Origin of the sequence: Pseudoalteromonas phenolica, from assembly GCF_001444405.1 — a bacterium.
Lineage (GTDB): Bacteria > Pseudomonadota > Gammaproteobacteria > Enterobacterales > Alteromonadaceae > Pseudoalteromonas > Pseudoalteromonas phenolica.
Genome location: NZ_CP013188.1, coordinates 87,958 through 107,508, shown reverse-complemented (window position 1 = coordinate 107,508; position 19,551 = coordinate 87,958). Strand labels below are relative to the sequence as shown.

The 19,551-nt window shown below is 40.6% G+C and carries 14 protein-coding genes; 7 read left to right on the top strand and 7 right to left on the bottom strand.

The genetic code is table 11. The annotated features are described in order from the left end of the window. Positions 1–3 precede the first annotated feature (3 nt). Positions 4–1,377: a Na+/H+ antiporter NhaC family protein gene (locus PP2015_RS17770; protein ID WP_058031798.1), complete on the bottom strand. Its 1,374-nt coding sequence runs from the start codon at positions 1,375–1,377 to the stop codon at positions 4–6. A 252-nt stretch (positions 1,378–1,629) separates the two neighbouring features. Here PP2015_RS17770 and PP2015_RS17765 point away from each other — a divergent pair, with 252 nt between their 5' ends. Next, positions 1,630–2,484, top strand: a complete 855-nt coding sequence (locus tag PP2015_RS17765) for a MurR/RpiR family transcriptional regulator (RefSeq protein WP_058031796.1) — start codon at positions 1,630–1,632, stop codon at positions 2,482–2,484. On the opposite strand, the gene PP2015_RS17760 is transcribed toward PP2015_RS17765, so the two are convergent. Then, the gene (locus tag PP2015_RS17760; RefSeq protein ID WP_058031794.1) at positions 2,481–3,629 is read right to left on the bottom strand and encodes an exo-beta-N-acetylmuramidase NamZ family protein; all 1,149 of its coding nucleotides are present in this window, start codon (positions 3,627–3,629) and stop codon (positions 2,481–2,483) included. The genes PP2015_RS17765 and PP2015_RS17760 overlap by 4 nt on opposite strands. A 55-nt stretch (positions 3,630–3,684) precedes the next feature. On the opposite strand from PP2015_RS17760, the gene PP2015_RS17755 reads away from it, so the two are divergent. Then, the gene (locus PP2015_RS17755) at positions 3,685–3,960 is read left to right on the top strand and encodes an Rdx family protein (protein WP_058031792.1); all 276 of its coding nucleotides are present in this window, start codon (positions 3,685–3,687) and stop codon (positions 3,958–3,960) included. 22 nt (positions 3,961–3,982) lie between these two features. On the opposite strand, the gene PP2015_RS17750 is transcribed toward PP2015_RS17755, so the two are convergent. Beyond that, a complete protein-coding gene (locus tag PP2015_RS17750) occupies positions 3,983–6,871 on the bottom strand; it encodes a sensor domain-containing protein (protein ID WP_058031789.1) in 2,889 nt (962 codons plus the stop codon). Positions 6,872–7,023: 152 nt separating this feature from the next. Here PP2015_RS17750 and PP2015_RS17745 point away from each other — a divergent pair, with 152 nt between their 5' ends. Next, positions 7,024–7,641, top strand: a complete 618-nt coding sequence (locus PP2015_RS17745; RefSeq protein WP_058031787.1) for a hypothetical protein — start codon at positions 7,024–7,026, stop codon at positions 7,639–7,641. After that, complete coding sequence (locus tag PP2015_RS17740; RefSeq protein WP_058031785.1) at positions 7,638–8,369, top strand: oxygen-binding di-iron domain-containing protein; 732 nt, start codon at positions 7,638–7,640, stop codon at positions 8,367–8,369. Before PP2015_RS17745 ends, PP2015_RS17740 begins: the two co-directional genes overlap by 4 nt. 92 nt (positions 8,370–8,461) lie before the next feature. On the opposite strand, the gene PP2015_RS17735 is transcribed toward PP2015_RS17740, so the two are convergent. From PP2015_RS17735 to PP2015_RS17725, 3 genes are read right to left on the bottom strand one after another with little or no spacing between them, the layout of a single operon-like run. Next, positions 8,462–8,812: a VOC family protein gene (locus tag PP2015_RS17735; protein ID WP_058031783.1), complete on the bottom strand. Its 351-nt coding sequence runs from the start codon at positions 8,810–8,812 to the stop codon at positions 8,462–8,464. A gap of 36 nt (positions 8,813–8,848) precedes the next feature. Then, positions 8,849–11,350 (bottom strand): ABC transporter permease, encoded by a 2,502-nt coding sequence (locus PP2015_RS17730; protein ID WP_058031781.1) that lies wholly within the window; start codon positions 11,348–11,350, stop codon positions 8,849–8,851. Next, positions 11,340–12,053, bottom strand: a complete 714-nt coding sequence (locus PP2015_RS17725) for an ABC transporter ATP-binding protein (RefSeq protein WP_058031779.1) — start codon at positions 12,051–12,053, stop codon at positions 11,340–11,342. The genes PP2015_RS17730 and PP2015_RS17725 overlap by 11 nt, the downstream gene beginning before the upstream one ends. Between PP2015_RS17725 and PP2015_RS17720 the strand changes: the two genes are divergently transcribed. Beyond that, positions 12,052–12,675 carry an arylesterase gene (locus PP2015_RS17720; protein ID WP_058031778.1) on the top strand — a complete coding sequence of 208 codons (624 nt, stop codon included), beginning with the start codon at positions 12,052–12,054 and terminating at the stop codon, positions 12,673–12,675. The two genes, PP2015_RS17725 and PP2015_RS17720, sit on opposite strands and share 2 nt — an antisense overlap. Positions 12,676–12,697: 22 nt before the next feature. Here the strand turns inward: PP2015_RS17720 and PP2015_RS17715 are convergent, their stop codons facing one another. Next, positions 12,698–15,100 carry a hybrid sensor histidine kinase/response regulator gene (locus tag PP2015_RS17715; RefSeq protein WP_058031776.1) on the bottom strand — a complete coding sequence of 801 codons (2,403 nt, stop codon included), beginning with the start codon at positions 15,098–15,100 and terminating at the stop codon, positions 12,698–12,700. A 238-nt stretch (positions 15,101–15,338) separates the two neighbouring features. On the opposite strand from PP2015_RS17715, the gene PP2015_RS17705 reads away from it, so the two are divergent. After that, positions 15,339–16,304, top strand: coding sequence for a cytochrome-c peroxidase (locus tag PP2015_RS17705; RefSeq protein ID WP_058031772.1), 966 nt, complete (start codon positions 15,339–15,341; stop codon positions 16,302–16,304). Beyond that, positions 16,291–19,518: an EAL domain-containing protein gene (locus tag PP2015_RS17700; protein WP_058031769.1), complete on the top strand. Its 3,228-nt coding sequence runs from the start codon at positions 16,291–16,293 to the stop codon at positions 19,516–19,518. Before PP2015_RS17705 ends, PP2015_RS17700 begins: the two co-directional genes overlap by 14 nt. Positions 19,519–19,551: the final 33 nt, after the last annotated feature.

Below are 19,551 nucleotides of genomic sequence, written 5' to 3'. Positions count from 1 at the left end.
AGCTTAAATCATGATAAGACTTGCAACAAAGAAGCTTAACAATGCAAGTAACCCACCGACAAGCGCATAAGGTAATTGTGTTTTCACATGTGTCAATAAATCACATCCTGATGCCAGTGCTGAAACCGCACTGGTGTCTGAGATAGGCGAGCAGTGATCACCAAAAATACCTCCACTTAAAATCGCCCCAACCACCAGCGGAGCAGGCAAGCCCAATGCTTGAATGAGCGGTACACCAATTGGGATAAGAATAGCGAATGTGCCCCAAGACGTCCCCGTAGTAAATGACATTACCGCACCAGTTAAAAATAAGACTGGCACAATCAAATAAATAGGTAAGTAGTCACCAACTAAAGAAGCAACAAATTGCCCTGTACCCAGCTCTTTTAAACTCGCGCCTAAAGTCAAAGACAACAAAACAATACTGACTAGTGGTAATAGCTCCCCCATGCCTTTGAAGCCAATATCAACAAGCTGGTGATGGGTAAATTGCTTATGCGCAATTAACTGTAAATAAGCAACCATAGAGGCTAAAACCGTTGCATAAAGTACCGACTTAGAGCCACTCCCACTGGCCAGTTCGCCATTACCAGTCCAAAACATAAAACCAATCATACTGACAATTAAAGTCAGTAGAGGGATTAACATAAACCGTGCTTTACTCGCAGCAGGGCCCACATCGATTTCTAAGCTTTGTTTTTCAAGTTGTAGCTCGGCTTCTTTCATAGGGCCGTGCACTTTATCAAATACAATGGTGTAAAGCACAATCAATAAAGCAATAATGGCGTAAAAGTTAAATGCCACAGAACTCCAAAGAATGCTCACTGCTGACTGCTCAAGCTCATAGTTACTTAACAGTCCGAGCACATAAGCCCCCCAGCCATTCAATAATATCAAGATACACACAGGCGCACTGGTACTATCTATAATGTAGGCCAAACGAGCTCGACTCATTTTAAATTTATCGAACAAGCCTCGTGAAACAATACCTGACGTCAGCACACTCATATTCGATTCAATAAACACCGAAGTACCGGTAAACATGGTAAGTAACCCAACTTGACGCTTACTTTTTGCAACCCCAATATTCATCAATTTATTAACTGTCGCAGCCACACCACCTGATTCTCGAATATAAGCAAGCAGCGCTCCAATCACGATACTGAATATCAGAATTCGACTATTTCCTGCTGACGTTGCCACTGAAATGACTCGTTCAACACTGTTAACAAATGTCAGTAGCCCAGACTGTCCTTGCGTATATAGCAACAAAAACTCAGAACTAATCACTGCTAACAGCAAAGCCATGATGACTTCTTTACGCCAAAAAACCACCAAAATGGCTATGAGCGGTGGTAAAATTGCATACCAAGACATAAATTTCCTTAAGTGCAGTTATTATTTTCTACAAATTACTGTAATGAAGTGTAATTCGCTAAGCACGATTAAACACGTAAGCTTAATGAGTAATGTTTGAAAAACCAAGCTTTTGCGTTTTTAAGAAAAAACACTTATGTAACACTTTCACTAAAAATGGTACACTGTGTCGAAAATAACAATAATAAACGTACTACCTTTTTTAATATAAAACCCTATAATAGGTACAACGTTATCTAAGAAGTAAACATCATGTCATCATTTTCGAAAATAAAAGCATTGTTGCCTCAGCTTTCAGCCAGCGAAGCTAAGCTAGCAAACTTTGTGCTAGACAACGCACAGCAGATCAGAACGCTATCATCTATCGAGCTTGCTCAAGCTGCGGGGGTGAGCCAGTCAAGTGTCATCAAGTTTTCGCAAAAACTTGGCTATAAAGGCTTCCCTGCTTTTAAATTAGCCATTGTTGATGATCTAAACCTACAGAGCTTAAAGCAGCTTAATACGAATGAACGACTACCAACAAATAACGATGACCCTATTGCTGATTTAGCCGCAAAATTGATACAGCATAAAACTACGGTTCTAGAGGAAACACTTCAATTAAACCAAAGTGAAGATGTTAATCAGGTCATTTCCAAAATTAAAAGTGCACGCAAAATTTTGATAAGTGGTATAGGCAGCAGTAACCTCGTTGCAAATGACTTTGCGTTAAAACTGCAACAAATAGGCTTACCTGCATTATCACAAGTTGATGAGATCAGCGCATCCGCTTACTTAGCGACTATGCATAAAGATGACTTATTTATCGCAATCAGCTCATCTGGCGATAGCAAGAGTATTGTAACGTTAGCAGAGCAAGCAACACGAAACGAATGCTGCGTGGTCTCAATTTCTAAATACGGAAACAACGCCCTAACAGAGCAAGCTGAATTAAATCTATTTACTGCGTTCGAAAAAGAACCTGTAGAGCATGCAGGCATACTGACTCGTACGGCGTGTACACTCATTACTGACGTACTATTTTTAGGTTTAACGCAATCTCATAGTCGTTGGCAAAAGCGCGCAAGCCTTGCCACTGACAATATGCGCGCTATCCGCCACAACTAGCGTTCATAGATCAAATAAGGTTGGCGTCGCAGTTTAAAGTGCTTGAGCGCAGGCTGCCAACTTTGTTTGATCTCAGTTAAAGACTGTCCGGAAAGCATCGCTTTTCTTAATTTATCAGTGCCAGCCAGCTTATCCATAAACTTTGGATATTTAAAAAACACCTTATTTTCAGACTTAAATGCGTTGTAAGCGCCTACAAACCAAGCTAAGTCAAACCCTACTCTTTTATAAGCTCTTAAGTCTTGACCATAAGCGATTGTATCTTGCAGTTTTGGATTTAGCGCAGCACCAGGCGTCGAGATGGGCGTAAATTGAAACTTGCCCAACTTAACTTCATTGTGCCCAAAGACCTGAAATGGAAAATCGGTGCCACGACCAACAGACACCGGCGTTGCCTCAAAAAAGCACAATGAAGGGTAGAGCGCAATTGATTGACTATTAGGCAAGTTTGGGCTCGGCTTAATCGGCAATCCAAACGGTTTTGATAAGTCGTAATCTGATACTGCGACAACAACTAATTCAGGTTGAGTTACGGTGCTTAACCACCCCTCTCCCACTATCATTTTTGCCAGCTCTCCAACTGTCATGCCATGCAATACTGGGATTGGGTGCATACCAACAAATGATTGAAACTCTGGCTCTAAAACTGGCCCATCAATTAAGTTAATATTAGGGTTAGGTCTATCTAACACGATGACTTTTTTTCCAGCTTCAGCGGCAGCCTCAAGTACATAATGCATAGTGCTGATATAAGTGTAAAAGCGAACGCCCACATCTTGAATATCAAAAATAATGACATCCACATCCGCCAAATCATCCAATCTTGGCTTTTTGGATTTGCCATACAAAGAAATAATCGGCAACCCGGTTTTACTGTCTAATTGGTCATTGATTTTTGCACCTGCATCTTGCTTGCCTCGAAAACCATGCTCAGGAGAAAATACTTTCTTAACGTCAATTTGCTTCTCTAATAGCACGTCAAGCAAGTGCTGCTCTTTTACCCGCGCTGATTGATTCACAACTAAAGCTACACGTTTACCTTTTATTAATGGTAAATATGTTTGCACTTGCTCAGCACCGACTTCTAGTGCTTTTAATAAAGGACTAAACAACAAGACTAAGATCAATAATAGCTTGGCTTTCACAACAAAACCCTTTCAGACATAATATGAGCATCATACCAATTTGCGCTGAAAAACAATGAAAAAACCGACCATTACCATTCATTACTGTGTTTTATGCCAATGGCTTCTGCGAAGCGGCTGGTTAGCCCAAGAGCTACTCTCAACATTTTCTGATGACTTACAACAGGTAGCACTGGCCCCAGCTTCAAAAGGCGTGTTTGAAATTTACTACGATGACGAGTTAATTTGGTGTCGAAAGCAAGATGGCGGTTTTCCTGAGGCAAAAGAACTAAAACGCCGTGTCAGAGACAAACTCGATCCAAGTCGAGACTTGGGGCACATAGATAAATAGCGTTGGCTTAAGTTTAGCCTGATTAAGTCATTTTTCTGTGTATTTGGCTCATTACGGTACCCAATTCAACCATATTACCAATGGCATCTATGGGCATTGGTTTAGCAAAGCAATATCCTTGTAGTTGTGAACAACCAGCATCTGCTAATCGCTTTGCTTGTTCACAATACTCTACGCCCTCAGCAACGGTACTCACTCCTAAGCTTTTGGCCATGTTAATGATCACCACGGCTAAGTCATCTTCTTCACTTTCGTAGTTCAAATCATCAACAAATTTTTTATCTATTTTTAGAGTATTGAACTTCAAATACTTTAGGTAAGTTAAACTTGAATAACCAGTACCAAAGTCATCAATAGCAATACTAAACCCTTTATCTTGTAAAACCTCCAAAGACTGTCGCATTTGGTCCAAATTTGCAATCAGGGATGTTTCTGTAATTTCTAATTCAATATTTTTAGGAGAGATTTGATAACGTTCAAGCAAGGATTCAAAATCATCAAGAAAACCTTCATCTAGTAGCTGTTCAGCTGTTAAATTTACACTGAGCTGCAAATTCACTGAAGTTGTGATCCAGCGCACCAGCGACGTCATAGCCTTCTCTAGCAATTGAAGCGTTACTTTATTCATCAACCCCGCTTCTTCAGCAATACCAATAAACTCATGAGGCCCTTTTAATTTATCTTGAGTTTGCCAGCGAGCCAACATTTCAAGTTTTTCAAGAGTAAAGCTTTTCGCGTTAACAATAGCTTGAAAATAGGGTTCAAACTGCCCATGCTTCAGGCCCTTAACTAACTCAGCTTCTCGCTCAATACGCTGCTCAACTTCTCTATCTAATTGAGAATTATAAAATTGATAATTACTTTTTTGGATTTTTTTTGCACGATACATCGCCGTATCTGCATGCTTCATCAACATTTCAGAGTTAGTACCATCATCAGGGTAAACTGCAATACCGGCACTCAAGGTTACATTCAACTGGATCCCCTTTAACTCATATTCTCCACTGCAAGTCATTAGTACCTTTTCTATGACAGTATGAATATGTGCACGCTCTTTGATACTATCTACTAAAATAACAAACTCATCTCCCCCCATACGCGCAACAGTGTCACAATTTCTCAACCCTCGATTTAATCGGTGCGCAACCTCTTGAAGTAACAGATCACCTGCATCATGACCCAATGAGTCATTGATATTTTTAAATTTATCAAGGTCAATAAAGATAACCGCGAAAACATGCTGATTTCTATCTGCACGTTTACAAGCTTGCGCTAGCCTGTCTTGTAGTAATAAACGGTTCGGTAAACCAGTTAAAGAGTCATGATGGGCTAGATGATTCATTTTTCTACTCATCATTCTAGATTCTGTGACATCTTGAAACACCATCACAGAGCCAATGATTTCACCTGATTTACTATAAATAGGCGAAATGGAGTCTTGAATAGCAAACACTAAACCTAAGTGATTTTTTATACATGTAAGCTCTGGTAACCCTAAAGTTTCACGCTGTCTCATACAATCATCTGTCACTCGCTCTATTGGCTCAAGTGTATCTTCATGAAATAAAGGCATGACTTCACCAAAAGGCTTACCCTTTACTTCTTTAGTCAATCTAGCTAGAACCGCCTCAGCCACAGGGTTCATATAAGTAATTCGGCTGGCTTTGTCAGTACATATAACACCATCACCTATTGAACTGAGCGTTACTTCTAACAACTCTTTTTCTTCTGACAGAGCTTGAGTGAGCATTAATTTGTCAGAAATATCTTGAAATGAAATGGTTGTCTGAGTGTGCTTGTCTTTATCATCGATAACATCAGCAAACAAACTTAATGAAAGTTTAGTTTTTGAGAAAGTAGTTAGCTTAACTTCAGGAAGGTAAAAATGTGACTGACCTTGTGCACCACACTTCAGTAAATCACTGGCATTTTCTTCGCTCATATATTCACTCAGAGAACGCCCATGTAAATCCTCAAAGTTACACTGCATCGCGTCTGTGAAACCTTTACTGGCATGAACGATTTTCCCTTGCTCGTCGATAGTGACTAGCATCACTTGGCTGAATTCAAAGCTATGCTGAACTCGTGCATGCGCCAATAAAACTGTCAATAAAAATAAAGACACGAATACCAAAACCAGAAGCTCAACACTGCCACTAACACCCAACGTTGACAGGCTGGTAACTCGCTGAGATAGGGTTAGTAGCAAAGAGAATAATACTGTTACAAGTATATTTAGCGTCACAAATTGATTAACACCTAACCGTAATCGGCTCGCAATAAAAAGCAGTAAACTGAGTAAGAAAAAACTACTTAACGAAAACCAAGCAATGGGTACCAGCATTAAACAAGCAGCACAAATAAGCATTAAAGGCTTAGAAAAATAACTTTCCTTATGCTGGTCATTTTCAGACAAGGCCTGTGAAGCAAAAAATAATACTGAACAGGTTTGTAACAAGTGTTCAAACCCTTGCTCTGGTTCTATGGCGATAAAATACATACTTCCTTGAGACAAAACGAAAGCTAGAGATATAAACGACACCGCACCAAGCATGTATACGAGCGAAAGCTGCTTTAGTCCACCCCCCTTAATTTGATATTGACGAATTTTTGTAGCCAGAAAATAAACCAGCCCAACGATCACTAGATGCCAAGCCACACTAATAATGATTAACAAAGGAAGTGAAAATAGCCAGAAACAAAAAGTCAGAGAAAGTACCAAGAGTGGAAAAATAAAATGATTAGAACCTTGCCAAAAACGATGAGCAATCAACAAGCAAGCGACATCTACCAAGATTAAATGATTTGAAAAGGGTGCTTCTGAGACCTTGAACGCTTCACCCAACAAGGCCGCGCACAAGTAAGCGATAAAAACAATAAGGAATGATAATGCTATGTTGTTGCGATGCATCCATTCTTCCCAAATCAACATTGACCAAATATAAGTGTTTATGATGAAGCTCAAATAATCAAGGTAACTAAGTAACTATAATAAAAATCCAAACCTAGAAACTTCCGAATTTATTATCTATGCTCAATAAAAATATTCACCAGAGCGAAACAATGCTTAAAGCTGCTCAATCATCTGATGCTGTTGGAAATTTTATTAGGGTTGCCAATATCATTGCCAACTTAGATATCATCTTGACCGAGGCGAAGAACCTATCTCTGACGGCAAAAAACGCGCGCGTTGTTGCGCTTCGTGCTGGCGATTCAGCGTTTGGTTTTAAGCCCATAACTAATTTTATTGATGAATTTTCTGACCAAACCATCAAAACAACAGCTGAAATTACCAACTTATCAAACCAACTTTTTACCTTAGCCCTTGCTGTTGTTCGCTGTAGTAACTTTATTAATCATATTCAGATGGCAAAAAGCGCTTCAGACAACAAAGCATTAGACATATTGCTTTCAAATGGATGTGATGACCTGACTATTAAGTCTAAAGCCCTCGAACACGCCATTTTTAATTTAGAGAGCTATTTTGAAGACATACAAAAACAGATGAGAAGTGCCGAATACATTGCTGTTACGAGCCGTGTAGAAGCCTCAAACGCGGGTGACTTTAGCGAAAGTCTGCAAGGAGTTTCTGACTTCATAGCCAGCGCTGCTAAAAGAATAAAAGCAGCTGTAACTGACAACCTCAGTGAAATATCAAAATTAAGAGGAGTGATGCGTTGAAATCAACCGAACTATATTCAAGTGCGAGTCACACGTGGATAGTACTGGGGCGAGATGAAAGTAAGCCAGAAAAGATTATTGATACTAACCAATATCTCATTAAAAGTGCACAAGAAGCGATAATTCTGGATCCTGGCGGTGTAGAACTATTCTCCCCCATGTTAGCCAGCATTTTAAGGCATATTGATCTTGAGCATGTGACCACTCTATTTGCCTCTCATCAAGACCCGGACATAATCTCATCACTGGGTCTTTGGGATAAAACCATTCCGAATGCAAAACTTTATGCTCCCTGGCTATGGGAAGGTTTTATTCGACACTTTGGTATGGAAAATATCGAGTATGTGCCAATTAAAGATGATGGCGGCGAGGTCAGAATTGGCTCTGCCACTTTAAAGTTTGTGCCTGCTCATTACTTGCATTCATCTGGCAATTTTAATGTCTATGACCCGCAGGCTAAAATATTGATGAGTGGCGATATAGGCGCATCTTTAGAGCATGGTGAGGTTCCTATGTTTGTTGAGGACTTTGCAAAACATGTCAAGCATATGGAATACTTCCACCGCCGTTGGATGCCATCTAATAAAGCTAAAAATAATTGGGTTTCTCGTGTCAAAGAACTCGATATCGAGATAATGGCGCCGCAACATGGTCGCATTTTCAAAGGCGAGGCAGTTCAAGAATTTTTAGAGTGGTTTGCCAAATTAGATGTTGGAATCGCTTCTTAGACGGCTCAGTACCACAGTATTTTAGACAAAAAACCCAAACATCAAGTTTGGGTTTTTTAATTAAAATGATTAACGAGTCATGAGCGATTTGGTCACTTGTCAGACCAAATTGCCAGCTCGTTACCACTGGGCTCTAAAAAGTGGAATCGTCGACCGCCTGGAAAGGTAAAAATGTCTTGGCTGATTGTACCACCCGCTTTTTGCACTTCTTCCAAGCTGCGCTCTAAGTCTTCACTATAAATCACCACCAGTGCGCTACCAGAATTCACATTCGCCATCTTGTCAGCTTGATAAAAGCCCCCCTCTAAACCAGAGCCGCTAAAAGCAATATATTCTGGGCCATAAGGGGTAAAATCCCAACCGAACACTCGGTGAAAAAACGCTTCTGTACTACCTAAATCTTTCGCTGCAAATTCAACATAATTAATAGCATGATGTTTCATCTTTTAATTCCTTTAATAAATCAAGTAACTTACAGTTTAAGCCAATGAACGTAGCAGTTTCTGGGTATTCTGCCGCATAGTTTTTGCCACCATAAAGTAACCTATGAAAGCCACAAAACTCGCACCCGCTAACGGCCCTAACACCCAAATATAAGGGTGTAAACGACCATCAACACCAAAGAGTTGCTGCTGAATAACTAACAGAGCAATATCGCTCACCAGTGCAGCGACAACGCCTGCAATCGCACCAAGCAATAAAAACTCATACAGTGTCGCAAGTTTAATTAAACTGCCTTTAGCCCCTAGGGTTCTTAATATCACCACTTCTTGCATACGCTCAGCAAGGCTTGCTTGCACTTGAGAGATAAGCACAAGCGCGCCACTAAACAATACAATCATAAGTACAAAACCTATGGCCAGTGACACTTGAGATATCATCGACTGCGCCTGTTGAATACGATTTTTAATATCAATCATACTGATTGTTGGGTACTGCTGTAACAGCTTGCTAATGCCTTTGGTATGTTGCGCCTCAAGCTTTGCAGCACTGAAGTAAGTAACCGGTATTTTACCGGCAAAGTTAGGGCTTAAAATCATCACAAAGTTTGGCTTAAGCGTGCCCCAATCTACGGTTCTGAAACTAGTAACTGTTGCTGTGAACTTTTGCTCATTGATTAAAAACTCAATTTCATCGCCAAGCTTTAAATCAAGGCGCTCTTTCCAGCCATCGAATACCGAGACCTCTAACCGTTCTGAACCACTAAACCATTCACCTTCAACGATTTCATTGCCCTCTGGCACTTCGTCTAACCACGTTAAGTTCGGCTCACGGTTAACCCCTTGGCGGGCATTATCGTCTTCCTCTTCACCTTCTTGTTTTGATACTCGACGCGCAAACTCTTCACCATTAACTGCGTTTACACGCGCATTAAATACCGGGAAAAATGCTTCATGCGTTATTTGATTCTCGTCAAAATACTGCTTGATCGGCGAGATTTCGTCTTCTGCAATGTTGATTAAAAACATATTTGGCGCATCTTCTGGCACCTGCATCTGCCAATCTGAGATCATGTCGTTTTTCAAGACCACTAAAAACAGCATTAACTTTATTGCGAGCGCAAACGTGATCAACTGCACCGCATTGGTGTTTGCACGTTTTTGCAGTGTTGCAATTGCAAGCGACCAGCTAGAGCCTGGGCGAAGACCAAGTTTACGACCTGCAGCGAAGATTAAACGAGAGATACCAAACAGCACGCCAATCACCAATAAAGTAGATGCAAACAGCACCAATGTTGTGATGATTTGACCACTAAACAGCCACATTAAGACGAAAATCGTCAAAATCGACACACCAATATGTACCTTACTCAACGCAAGACTGTCACCAAGGTTACGGCGTAAAACTCGCAGCGGCGGAATGTCGAACAAATCTAATAGTGGCTTAAGCGAGAACATCAAAGCACATACAAGACCAATGAATACGGCTAAAAGCCAAGGCTTAAGACCCGCTTCTGGTAACGTCGTATCCATAAAATTTGCTAGGTAATCTGCGGCGACACTTTGCAGCATAGAACCGATAACTAGACCTATCACGATTGAGAATAACGTCACCAAAGTTAAGTGAGTAAGAAAGATTTTGCGTACTGTTGCACGGCTACCACCTAAGGTTTTCATCATCGCCACAGGGTCGTATTGGCGCTCACAATAACGCTTGGCTGAAACCGCCATCGCTACTGCTGCCAGCATTATCCCAAATAAACCAGCAAGTAATAAGAAACGCTCAGCACGGGCTAAATTTTCGCCAAGTGGCGATTGCCTGTCTTTTATTCCCTGCCAACTTTGATTCGGTTTTAGTTGTGGCTTTAGCCACGCATAATAATCGGTTAGAGCTTGTTCTGAACCTGCAAATAATAAACGGTGGAATACACGACTACCCGGCTGTACCGCTTGCGTTCTTGCAATATCAACATAGTTCAGCAGGACGCGCTTGTTACCCGCCAAAGAAAACAAAGGCGCATCAGGCTCGCTCATGAGCACTTTAGCCACAGTAAATTCACCCGCACCAAGCTCAACGGTATCACCCACTTTTAAGCCCATACTGTAAAACAAGCCTTCACTCAGCCATAAAGTGCCTGGCTCTGGTGCACCACGAATTGGGTAACTTTGCCCTTCGAGATTATCTTTTAACTCGACTTGGCCTTTTAGAGGGTAAGCACTAGATACCGCCTTTACAGAGCCAAGCACCAGCTCGTCATTAGCAAACAACATAGAATCGAAAAACAGCATTTCAGCTGTTTCTAAACCAAACTCTTCTGCTGTTTTTTGTACGATTGGTTCAAATTCATGGTTGCTTGAAAGACGGCGATCAGCGGCAATAAAATCTGCGGTTTTTTGCTCTATGTTTAAACCGATACGCTCCGTCACCGATGCCAAACTAAATACTGTCAGCACTGCAAGCGCAATCGCCGCAAAAATAATGCTCAGTTCACCGCGTCGAAATTCTCGAGAGAATAACTTAAACGCTAATTTAACCCACATTCGCAGTCACTCCTTCTCGAATTTGTTCCAACATACCGCCTTCGATATGAATGATACGATCACACTGCTGAGCCAATTGCTCATCATGGGTGACAAGAATAAGTGTAGTGCCATTTTGTTTGTTTAAATCGAACAAGAGGTTTTCAATAATATGACCGTTCTTAGTATCTAAATTAGCCGATGGCTCATCTGCAAACAGAATTTTTGGGGTGCCAATAAAGGCTCTTGCGATGGCGACACGCTGTTGCTCACCACCAGACAACTGAGATGGGTAATGGCCTAGACGGTGCTCTAATCCTACTTTTTTAAGTAATTCAACGGCTTGTTCTTTAGCACTGTGATCGCCTGCAAGCTCAGCGGGTAACATCACATTCTCAAGCGCCGTTAAGCTCTGTACTAGCATGAAAGATTGAAATACAAAGCCGACTTTTTCGGCGCGAATTCTCGCTCTTTGCTCCTCGTCTAGCTTACTTAATGCTTCACCGTCCAAATGCACATCACCGCTACTGGCAACATCAAGACCGGCCAACAAACTGAGTAAGGTAGACTTACCTGAACCCGACGCGCCGACAATCGCAACTGACTCACCGGGCTTGACAGCAAAATTGATATCACTAAGGATAATAAGCTCACCTTCAAGGGTGTTTACGCGTTTGCTGAGTCCCTCGACATTTATAATATTCAACTGAGAAAGTACCGACATGTTACGAGAATTCCTTAAGTTAGCTGTATTTCTTGCATTTTTACTTATTTCTTCTACGAGTTTTGCAAAAGACAAGATCATGATCATTGGAGATAGCTTAAGCGCTGGCTACGGGCTTGAACAAGAGCAAGCATGGGTTTATTTGTTACAAAATAAATATAAGCAAGAACAAAGCGATATCGAAATCATCAACACAGCCATTAGCGGCCAAACAACCGATAATGCAATTTTAAAAATTGATGCGTGGTTACAAGCCCACAAACCCACCCATGTATTAATTGAGCTAGGCGGGAACGATGGTATTCGCGGCTTTCCCGTGAAAATTCTTCATAAGAACCTCACTACCCTCGTTGAAAAAAGCCAAGCAGCGGGTGCCGAAGTCGCGGTGATGGCCATTCAAATCCCACCTAATTTAGGCCCTCGTTACACCAAGATGTTTTCAGACACTTATAAGAAGGTCACTGATTCGACAGATAGCTATTTAATGCCGTATTTTATGGTTGAAATCGCAACAGATAAATCATTGATGATGCAGGATAACCTTCACCCGAATGCCGAGGCACAACCTATTATTCGTGATTTCATGTATCGAGAGTTTAATACTTGGTTAAAACAGAATTAATGACCAGTACTCCTATCACACATTAAGTTCTTTTGTGAACTAACCAGCGAGATAGTATGTGGCACAACTTGGCTATCTCGACTGGTTTAGCGATGAAATCATCCATGCCAGCTTGAAAACAGCTTTCCATATCAGATTTTTGTGTATTCGCGGTCAACGCAATAACTGGTAAGTTTTGCCATTTAGGTTGTTGTCGAATGAGCTTCGTTGCTTCAAGACCGTCAAGCTTGGGCATTTGCATATCCATTAATACTAAATCAAAAGACCGTTGTTTAAGGATATCCAAAGCAACTTCACCATCTTGTGCGAGTACGACTTGTAATCCAACTTTTTCTAGTAATGCCTTGATAACAATTTGGTTAACGGGGTTGTCTTCCACGAGCAGAATATCGCCATTAAGCTTAGGTAAGCTATTCTCCAAGGGCTCTGGCGGGGTTTCTATTGATTCTAATACAGCAACGCGAATCGGGATAGTAAAAGTGATCTTCGTTCCCTTAGAGGGTTCAGATTCAAGCTTTATATTTCCTCCAAGTAAGCTGACGATTTGTTTACAAAGGCTAAGCCCAAGGCCTGTCCCACCAAACTGTCTAGAATGGCTCTCATCTACTTGTGAGAACGGCTCAAAGACTTTTTGCTGATCACCGCTGTCGATCCCAATACCCGTGTCTTCAACGCAAATAGATAATTCAGACACGTTCTCTCGCGAGCCTGTATCAATATGAATAAAGATATGACCCGACTCTGTGAATTTTATGCTATTACCTATTAAATTCACTAATAACTGCTCCAAACGGGTTTTATCTGTCTCAATAAAATCAGGCGCTCCTTCACCCCAACAAGCCTTAAATTGAATATACTCTTTGTCAACCATAGGCGAGAGCATCTTAATAACATGTTCTACAGAGCCTTTAAGAGAAAAAACCGTATACTCAACCTTTTCATTTCCCGCTTCTAACTTAGCTATGTTAAGAATATTATTAATGATCTCGAGTAAATGTTCGCTCGATTTTATGCCAATATCTAAATACTCCTGTTGTTTACCAGACAAAGGCCCCTCTAATTTCAATAAATTTAACGTACCGAGGATCCCATTCATCGGAGTGCGAATTTCGTGACTCATATTCGCCAAAAATCGAGATTTCACATTCAGCGCATCTTGCGCTTGCTCAATCGCATTTTGTAGATCTTTAGTACGACTATCTACTCTGCGCTCAAGCTCTGCATTACGCAAAAAAACTTGATCTTTCATTACCATAAAAGCACGTGATAATTGCCCGATTTCGTCCTTACCTTTGATGTTCACTTTAAAATCATAGTTCCCCTTTGAAATACACGTAGCGGCATTGATAAGTGAATTAATTGGTTGATAAAAACGAGTTGATAACCACCGGGAAAGAAAAATAAGTGCCAGACTCAAAATACATAAAATCCCCCAAAGCTGCATTTGCAGTGCTTTAACAGGTGCAAAAATAACTTCATTTGGTAATACCACGGCAATGGCATATCCCGTACTAGGAATAGGCGAGTAAAAGTAGTGTTTTTGTTGTTCTGATATCGGATCATATACCTCTCTAATGCCACTGTAGCCTGCAAGCATATGAAGCCCTATCTTCTGAAGTTGAGGGTCAGATTCTTGGGTGATTTTTTTACGAATACTGATCTTCTCACCAATATCATTAAGTACCCATTTGTTATTTTCTGACTTTAACTGGATCACTTTGTCAGGCTCCCAGTGATACATATAAATACCACTTTTTGAAACCAGTAAAAACTTCGCATCAGACCAAAAAGAATGCATGACCTCTCTTTGAACTTGCTCTACCAATCGGTCTACCTCTTGCCATGGCACTGCTCCACCTAACAAGCCAACCAAATTAAAATTTTCATCAAAAATAGTACTCGCTATCACAATTTGCCTAACGCCGGTTGTATACGAAATCATAGGCTCTGATACATAATTAACGACACTTCCCGTTTTATTGGTGCCAATGGTTGCTTGCCAATAGTCTCTCTTAATGATGGTTTTAGGCTTGGCAGATGGAGATTTGTCATCAAACGTTCTACGTAAACCTTGGTAAGGGTTCCCGCCTTCTGTGTTGTAAAAGGTACCTTCAAGCGTACCCACAATAAATTTTTCAAACGAATGCGTTTGGCGAAACTTTTCAGCAATTAAATAAGAACGCATCGATGCGAAGTCCATAGATTTAACTCGTGGATCCTGTGACATCAATGCAACTTCGGCCACTTTAGCGACAAAATACTGCTCAAATACAGCCGCCACGTTTTGAGACTTAGCTTGCGCAGCATCTAGACTAAATCGTCGAGCTTGCTGACTGCTATGGGAAATAACCACCACAAATACAACCAACAATGGCAGTAAAGAAGATAAAAAGAATACTAAGGTCAAACGAGCTTTTAATCTCATACAAAACAAGCAAATGAATCCAACTCTCTTAACTGTAGACTACGAATTATGGAATAACTCAAAAGCTTGCAAATATTCAGTTATTAACAATGCACTCCAAAACAATTTAAAAACAATACAAAAGAATGAAATGGTCGTATTGTGGTTAATCATTTATCAGTTTCTTAACCCATATCAAAAACCTAAAGCGAAACCGATGCTAATTTCTACTTAGTTTTCTCGTGATAAGTAACTCGCCATGACTTTAACTCGCCCGTTTGTAGTTTTATTGTCAGTCTTCTTTCTCAATGTGGCATTTGCCAAAGAACCAATATCCCCTATTTTTGCTCTATCAAAATTAAATAATGAAAAAGTAGCATTAGGTAGAGCCCTTTTCTTTGACGAGCGTCTCTCCAAGAATAATAAGATTAGCTGTGCAAGCTGTCACCAGCTTACGACCAATGGCGCTGACAACAAAGCTCTGTCTAATGGTGTAGAGGGCCAGAAAACCGCAACTAGAACGCCCACTGTTTACAATGCAGTCTTTAACATACGACAAACTTGGAGTGGTGCCAGAATTGATTTATTTGATCAAGTCGATGCCCCTATTACGAACCCGAAGGAGCATGGCACAACTTGGTCAGAGGTAATCGCAAAATTGTCCACAGATAAAGAACTAACAGCAAAATTCAATCGAATTTACCAATCCCCAATCAGCCAACAAAACATTCAGCATGCCATTGCCGAGTTTGAGCAATCTTTAGTGACCACTAATGCCCCTTTTGATCGTTGGTTACAAGGCGAGCAAAACGCCATTGATAATCAAACAAAGCAAGGTTATCAACTGTTTAAGCGTTATGGCTGCATTAGCTGTCATCAAGGCAGAAATGTCGGTGGCAATATGTTTTCAAAAATAGGTCATTTTGGTAACTATTTTCAAGACCGTGGCGGCGAGATCACTGAAGCGGATTTAGGCCGTTATATGGTGACAAAAAAACCATATGATAAGCATGTCTTTAAGGTTCCTAGTCTCAGACTGAGCAGCTTGCAAACTCACTTCTTCCATGATGGCAGTCAAGACAATCTCAGTGATGCCATTCGAGTGATGGCCAAATACCAATTAGGTCGAGCTATTCCTGAACAAGATATTCAATTAATCCGCGCCTTTTTAACAAGCCTAGTCGGCCAACATCCAGAATTAACAAGTCCTCATGAAGCAGAGTAATTTATTAAGTAAAGTCATTAATCTAGCGATACTTTTTATGCTGGTTTGGGTTGCATATGCACTGGTAAGCAGTGCACAAGATGACAATACAGCTCACCAAAATAGAGTTCAGTTTTTATTTGCAAGTAATGCTGTTGATGCTCAGCTCAATCAGTTTGCTTTAAAAATCATTGCAGCTGATATGCCAGAGTATGATGAACTGGTTACACTCACAAAAAACCTAGATAACCTTAAATCTCTTACTAATGCTCAAATCTCACCTTTTGCGACCACAACGCAAGATTTACAGCAAAAAGTAACTCAATATTTTGTGCTTTTAGATGAAAAGATGCAGCAGTTAGAACGCTTGAAAACAGCAGCTTCTTTAATGCGTAATACTTTACTTTATTTACCTCAACTAAACAGAGAGTTACAGCTTCAAGGCGATAAAAATGCATTGTTAGCCCAACAATTATATGGCGATGTGCTGACTTATAACTTTCATGCTGACGAATTAAAGCTGGCAGAAATACAAAGTAAATTAGCGGCTATCAAAGACAAAGGTCAAAGCCCACTAATCAAAAACTTAGAACAACATTTACAGGTTCAACTAGCACAACAACACGATTTAAAACAGTTATACAACGCTTTTGTTGCAACCCAGAGTAAGTCTGCATTTAATACACTCAATAGCAGTTACAACCGGTATCACTTGCAAAAATTACAAAGCAGTAAAGAGAATCGTCAACTTACTTTACTGCTCAGTGCAGCGTTATTACTCACCCTAATCATTATTTTCAGACGTTTAAACCATGCTCGCTTTAGTGCTTTTAGATCTGGCAAGCTACTCAAAGAGGCGCTTACCTCCATTGAGGAAGGGTTTGCGCTATTCGATAAAAATAATCAGTTGATCCTCTCGAATCATAGTTGGTTTGATCACCATGAAATAGATCAAAATAATGCTCCTAAAACACTTAAACAATGGCAAAGATTACAAAGTAGTCAGCTAATAAATAAAATTGAGTCGCATAATCAAACCTTACACTGCAGCTTAGCTGGTAAATGGATCCGAACCACATTAAACCAGGCGCATGATGGTGCAACCGCTTGTGTGAGTGTCGATGTTACTTCGTTCAAACATGCCGAAGAAACGTTAAAAAAATGGGGCCATGCCATAGAGCAAAGCCCTGTATCTATCGTGATCACCGATACCCGAGGCAAAATAGAGTATGTGAACCCTAAATTTGAACGTATTACAGGATACAGGTTAGAGGAAGTATTAGGAAAAACACCTCGAGTGCTTCGTTCAGAGTTAACTGCGACAGATTATCGTGCGCTTTGGCATGAGTTAAAAGAAAAAGGGCAATGGCGGGGTGAGTTCCATAATCAAAAGAAAAATGGCGAACACTACTGGGAGCAAGCACGGATCTCTGCAATAAGGGACCAAGCAGGAAAAGTTACTCACTATATCGCAGTAAAAGAAGATATCACCGAGCAAAAACATGCCCATGCAAAATTAAAGACGGCGGCGGCAGTATTTAATGCAACCCAAGAAGGGATCATGACAACGAACAGTAAACTTGAAATTACCGCCATAAACCCTGCCTTTTCTCGCATTACTGGCTACAGTAGCAACGATGTTTTAGGCAAAAAACCCTCTATGCTTAGTTCGGGTAAACACGATAAATCTTTTTATGAACAAATGTGGCAAACGCTGAGTGAAAAAGATCAATGGGCCTCAGAGATTTGGAACAAACGCAAAGATGGGTCGCTTTACCCTGAGTGGCTTTCGATAAGTGCGGTGCGTGACGAAGACGGAGATATCCAACAATATATTGCGGTGATTTCTGATATTACTGAGCGTAAAACACAAGAAGAAAAGATCCAATATCAAGCCTACTATGATGCCCTTACAGATCTACCGAATCGTAGCTTACTGCTTGAACGTATCTCACAGAGTTTATTGTATAGCCAACGGTACAAACAATTAAGTGCCTTATTATTTATTGATCTGGACCGTTTCAAGCGGATTAACGATACCATGGGTCATGAAGCTGGCGATGCGTTACTTATTGAGGTGTCGACGCGATTAAATCACATTGTGCGAAAAAGCGATACTGTTTCACGATTTGGTGGCGACGAGTTCGTGATCTTACTCAATAACATCGCATCAATTGAGCACTGTACGACCGTGGCACAAAAAATTATAAACGAAATGTCTAAGCCCTTTGTGATCCACGGCTTTGAAATCTTCTCAGGTGCAAGCATAGGGATCACTTTGCTGCCTGAAGACGCAGACAATTCAAAAGAATTACTTAGACTGGCTGATTTAGCCATGTATAAAGCCAAAGAAAATGGCCGAAATCAGTTCCACTTTTTCGCAAAAAGCATGCAGCAGCAAGTCAATCGTCGCGTTGAGCTAGAACATAAACTCCGTAATGCCATTAAGAATCAGGAGTTGAACCTTTTTTATCAGCCGATTGTCGATACCCAAAGCGCTTCTTTGTATGGAGTTGAAGCGCTTATGCGCTGGCAACTGAGTGATGGCAGTTTTATTTCTCCGGAAGAGTTTATTCCGGTTGCCGAAGAAAGCGGGCTAATCAACGAAATGGGCGAGTGGCTCATTAAACAAGCCTGTTCTGATATTCAGTTACTCAATTCAAATTGTGACTGTCAGTGTATGTTGTCAGTTAACGTCTCTAGTCAACAATACCGCTTAGGGTTTAATGCTGAAATACTCTCAACTATCCTTAATGATACGCAGTTTAATGCCAACTTATTAAATTTAGAAATTACAGAGAGTATCTTACTCGACAACGACCAAGCCGTGATGAATTGGTTACAAGATTTGCGTGCTACAGGGGCACAACTTGCTATTGACGACTTTGGTACAGGTTATTCTTCTCTCAGTTATCTGCGTCGCTTCCCGATCAACACCATTAAAATAGATCGTAGCTTTATTTCAGACCTGACTGCCAGTGAAGACTCAGCAGTTCTGGTTAAAGCGATTGTCTCAATGGCTGACAGCTTAAACCTTAAAGTTATTGCTGAAGGCGTAGAAAACAATATTCAATTGAAAAGCCTAAACGACTTAGGTGGACAGTATGTACAAGGATATTTTTACGCTAAACCACTTCCTATTGACGCACTGCAAACTTGGGTAAATGAACACATTTGTCGTTTTTGTTGCAAGAAAAATAAGTTAACAGAAAGTACAAGTGATTTTGTAATATAAATAACTAAAGATAGATAAGTTGAATTTGAAAAA

Bases quoted from the DNA above. Each gene is read 5' to 3' on its own strand.
- PP2015_RS17770 (WP_058031798.1), bottom strand. From the start codon at position 1,377: ATGTCTTGGTATGCAATTTTACCACCGCTCATAGCCATTTTGGTGGTT.
- PP2015_RS17765 (WP_058031796.1), top strand. From the start codon at position 1,630: ATGTCATCATTTTCGAAAATAAAAGCATTGTTGCCTCAGCTTTCAGCC.
- PP2015_RS17755 (WP_058031792.1), top strand. From the start codon at position 3,685: ATGAAAAAACCGACCATTACCATTCATTACTGTGTTTTATGCCAATGG.
- PP2015_RS17750 (WP_058031789.1), bottom strand. From the start codon at position 6,871: ATGCATCGCAACAACATAGCATTATCATTCCTTATTGTTTTTATCGCT.
- PP2015_RS17745 (WP_058031787.1), top strand. From the start codon at position 7,024: ATGCTTAAAGCTGCTCAATCATCTGATGCTGTTGGAAATTTTATTAGG.
- PP2015_RS17735 (WP_058031783.1), bottom strand. From the start codon at position 8,812: ATGAAACATCATGCTATTAATTATGTTGAATTTGCAGCGAAAGATTTA.
- PP2015_RS17730 (WP_058031781.1), bottom strand. From the start codon at position 11,350: ATGTGGGTTAAATTAGCGTTTAAGTTATTCTCTCGAGAATTTCGACGC.
- PP2015_RS17720 (WP_058031778.1), top strand. From the start codon at position 12,052: ATGTTACGAGAATTCCTTAAGTTAGCTGTATTTCTTGCATTTTTACTT.
- PP2015_RS17725 (WP_058031779.1), bottom strand. From the start codon at position 12,053: ATGTCGGTACTTTCTCAGTTGAATATTATAAATGTCGAGGGACTCAGC.
- PP2015_RS17715 (WP_058031776.1), bottom strand. From the start codon at position 15,100: ATGAGATTAAAAGCTCGTTTGACCTTAGTATTCTTTTTATCTTCTTTA.
- PP2015_RS17705 (WP_058031772.1), top strand. From the start codon at position 15,339: ATGACTTTAACTCGCCCGTTTGTAGTTTTATTGTCAGTCTTCTTTCTC.
- PP2015_RS17700 (WP_058031769.1), top strand. From the start codon at position 16,291: ATGAAGCAGAGTAATTTATTAAGTAAAGTCATTAATCTAGCGATACTT.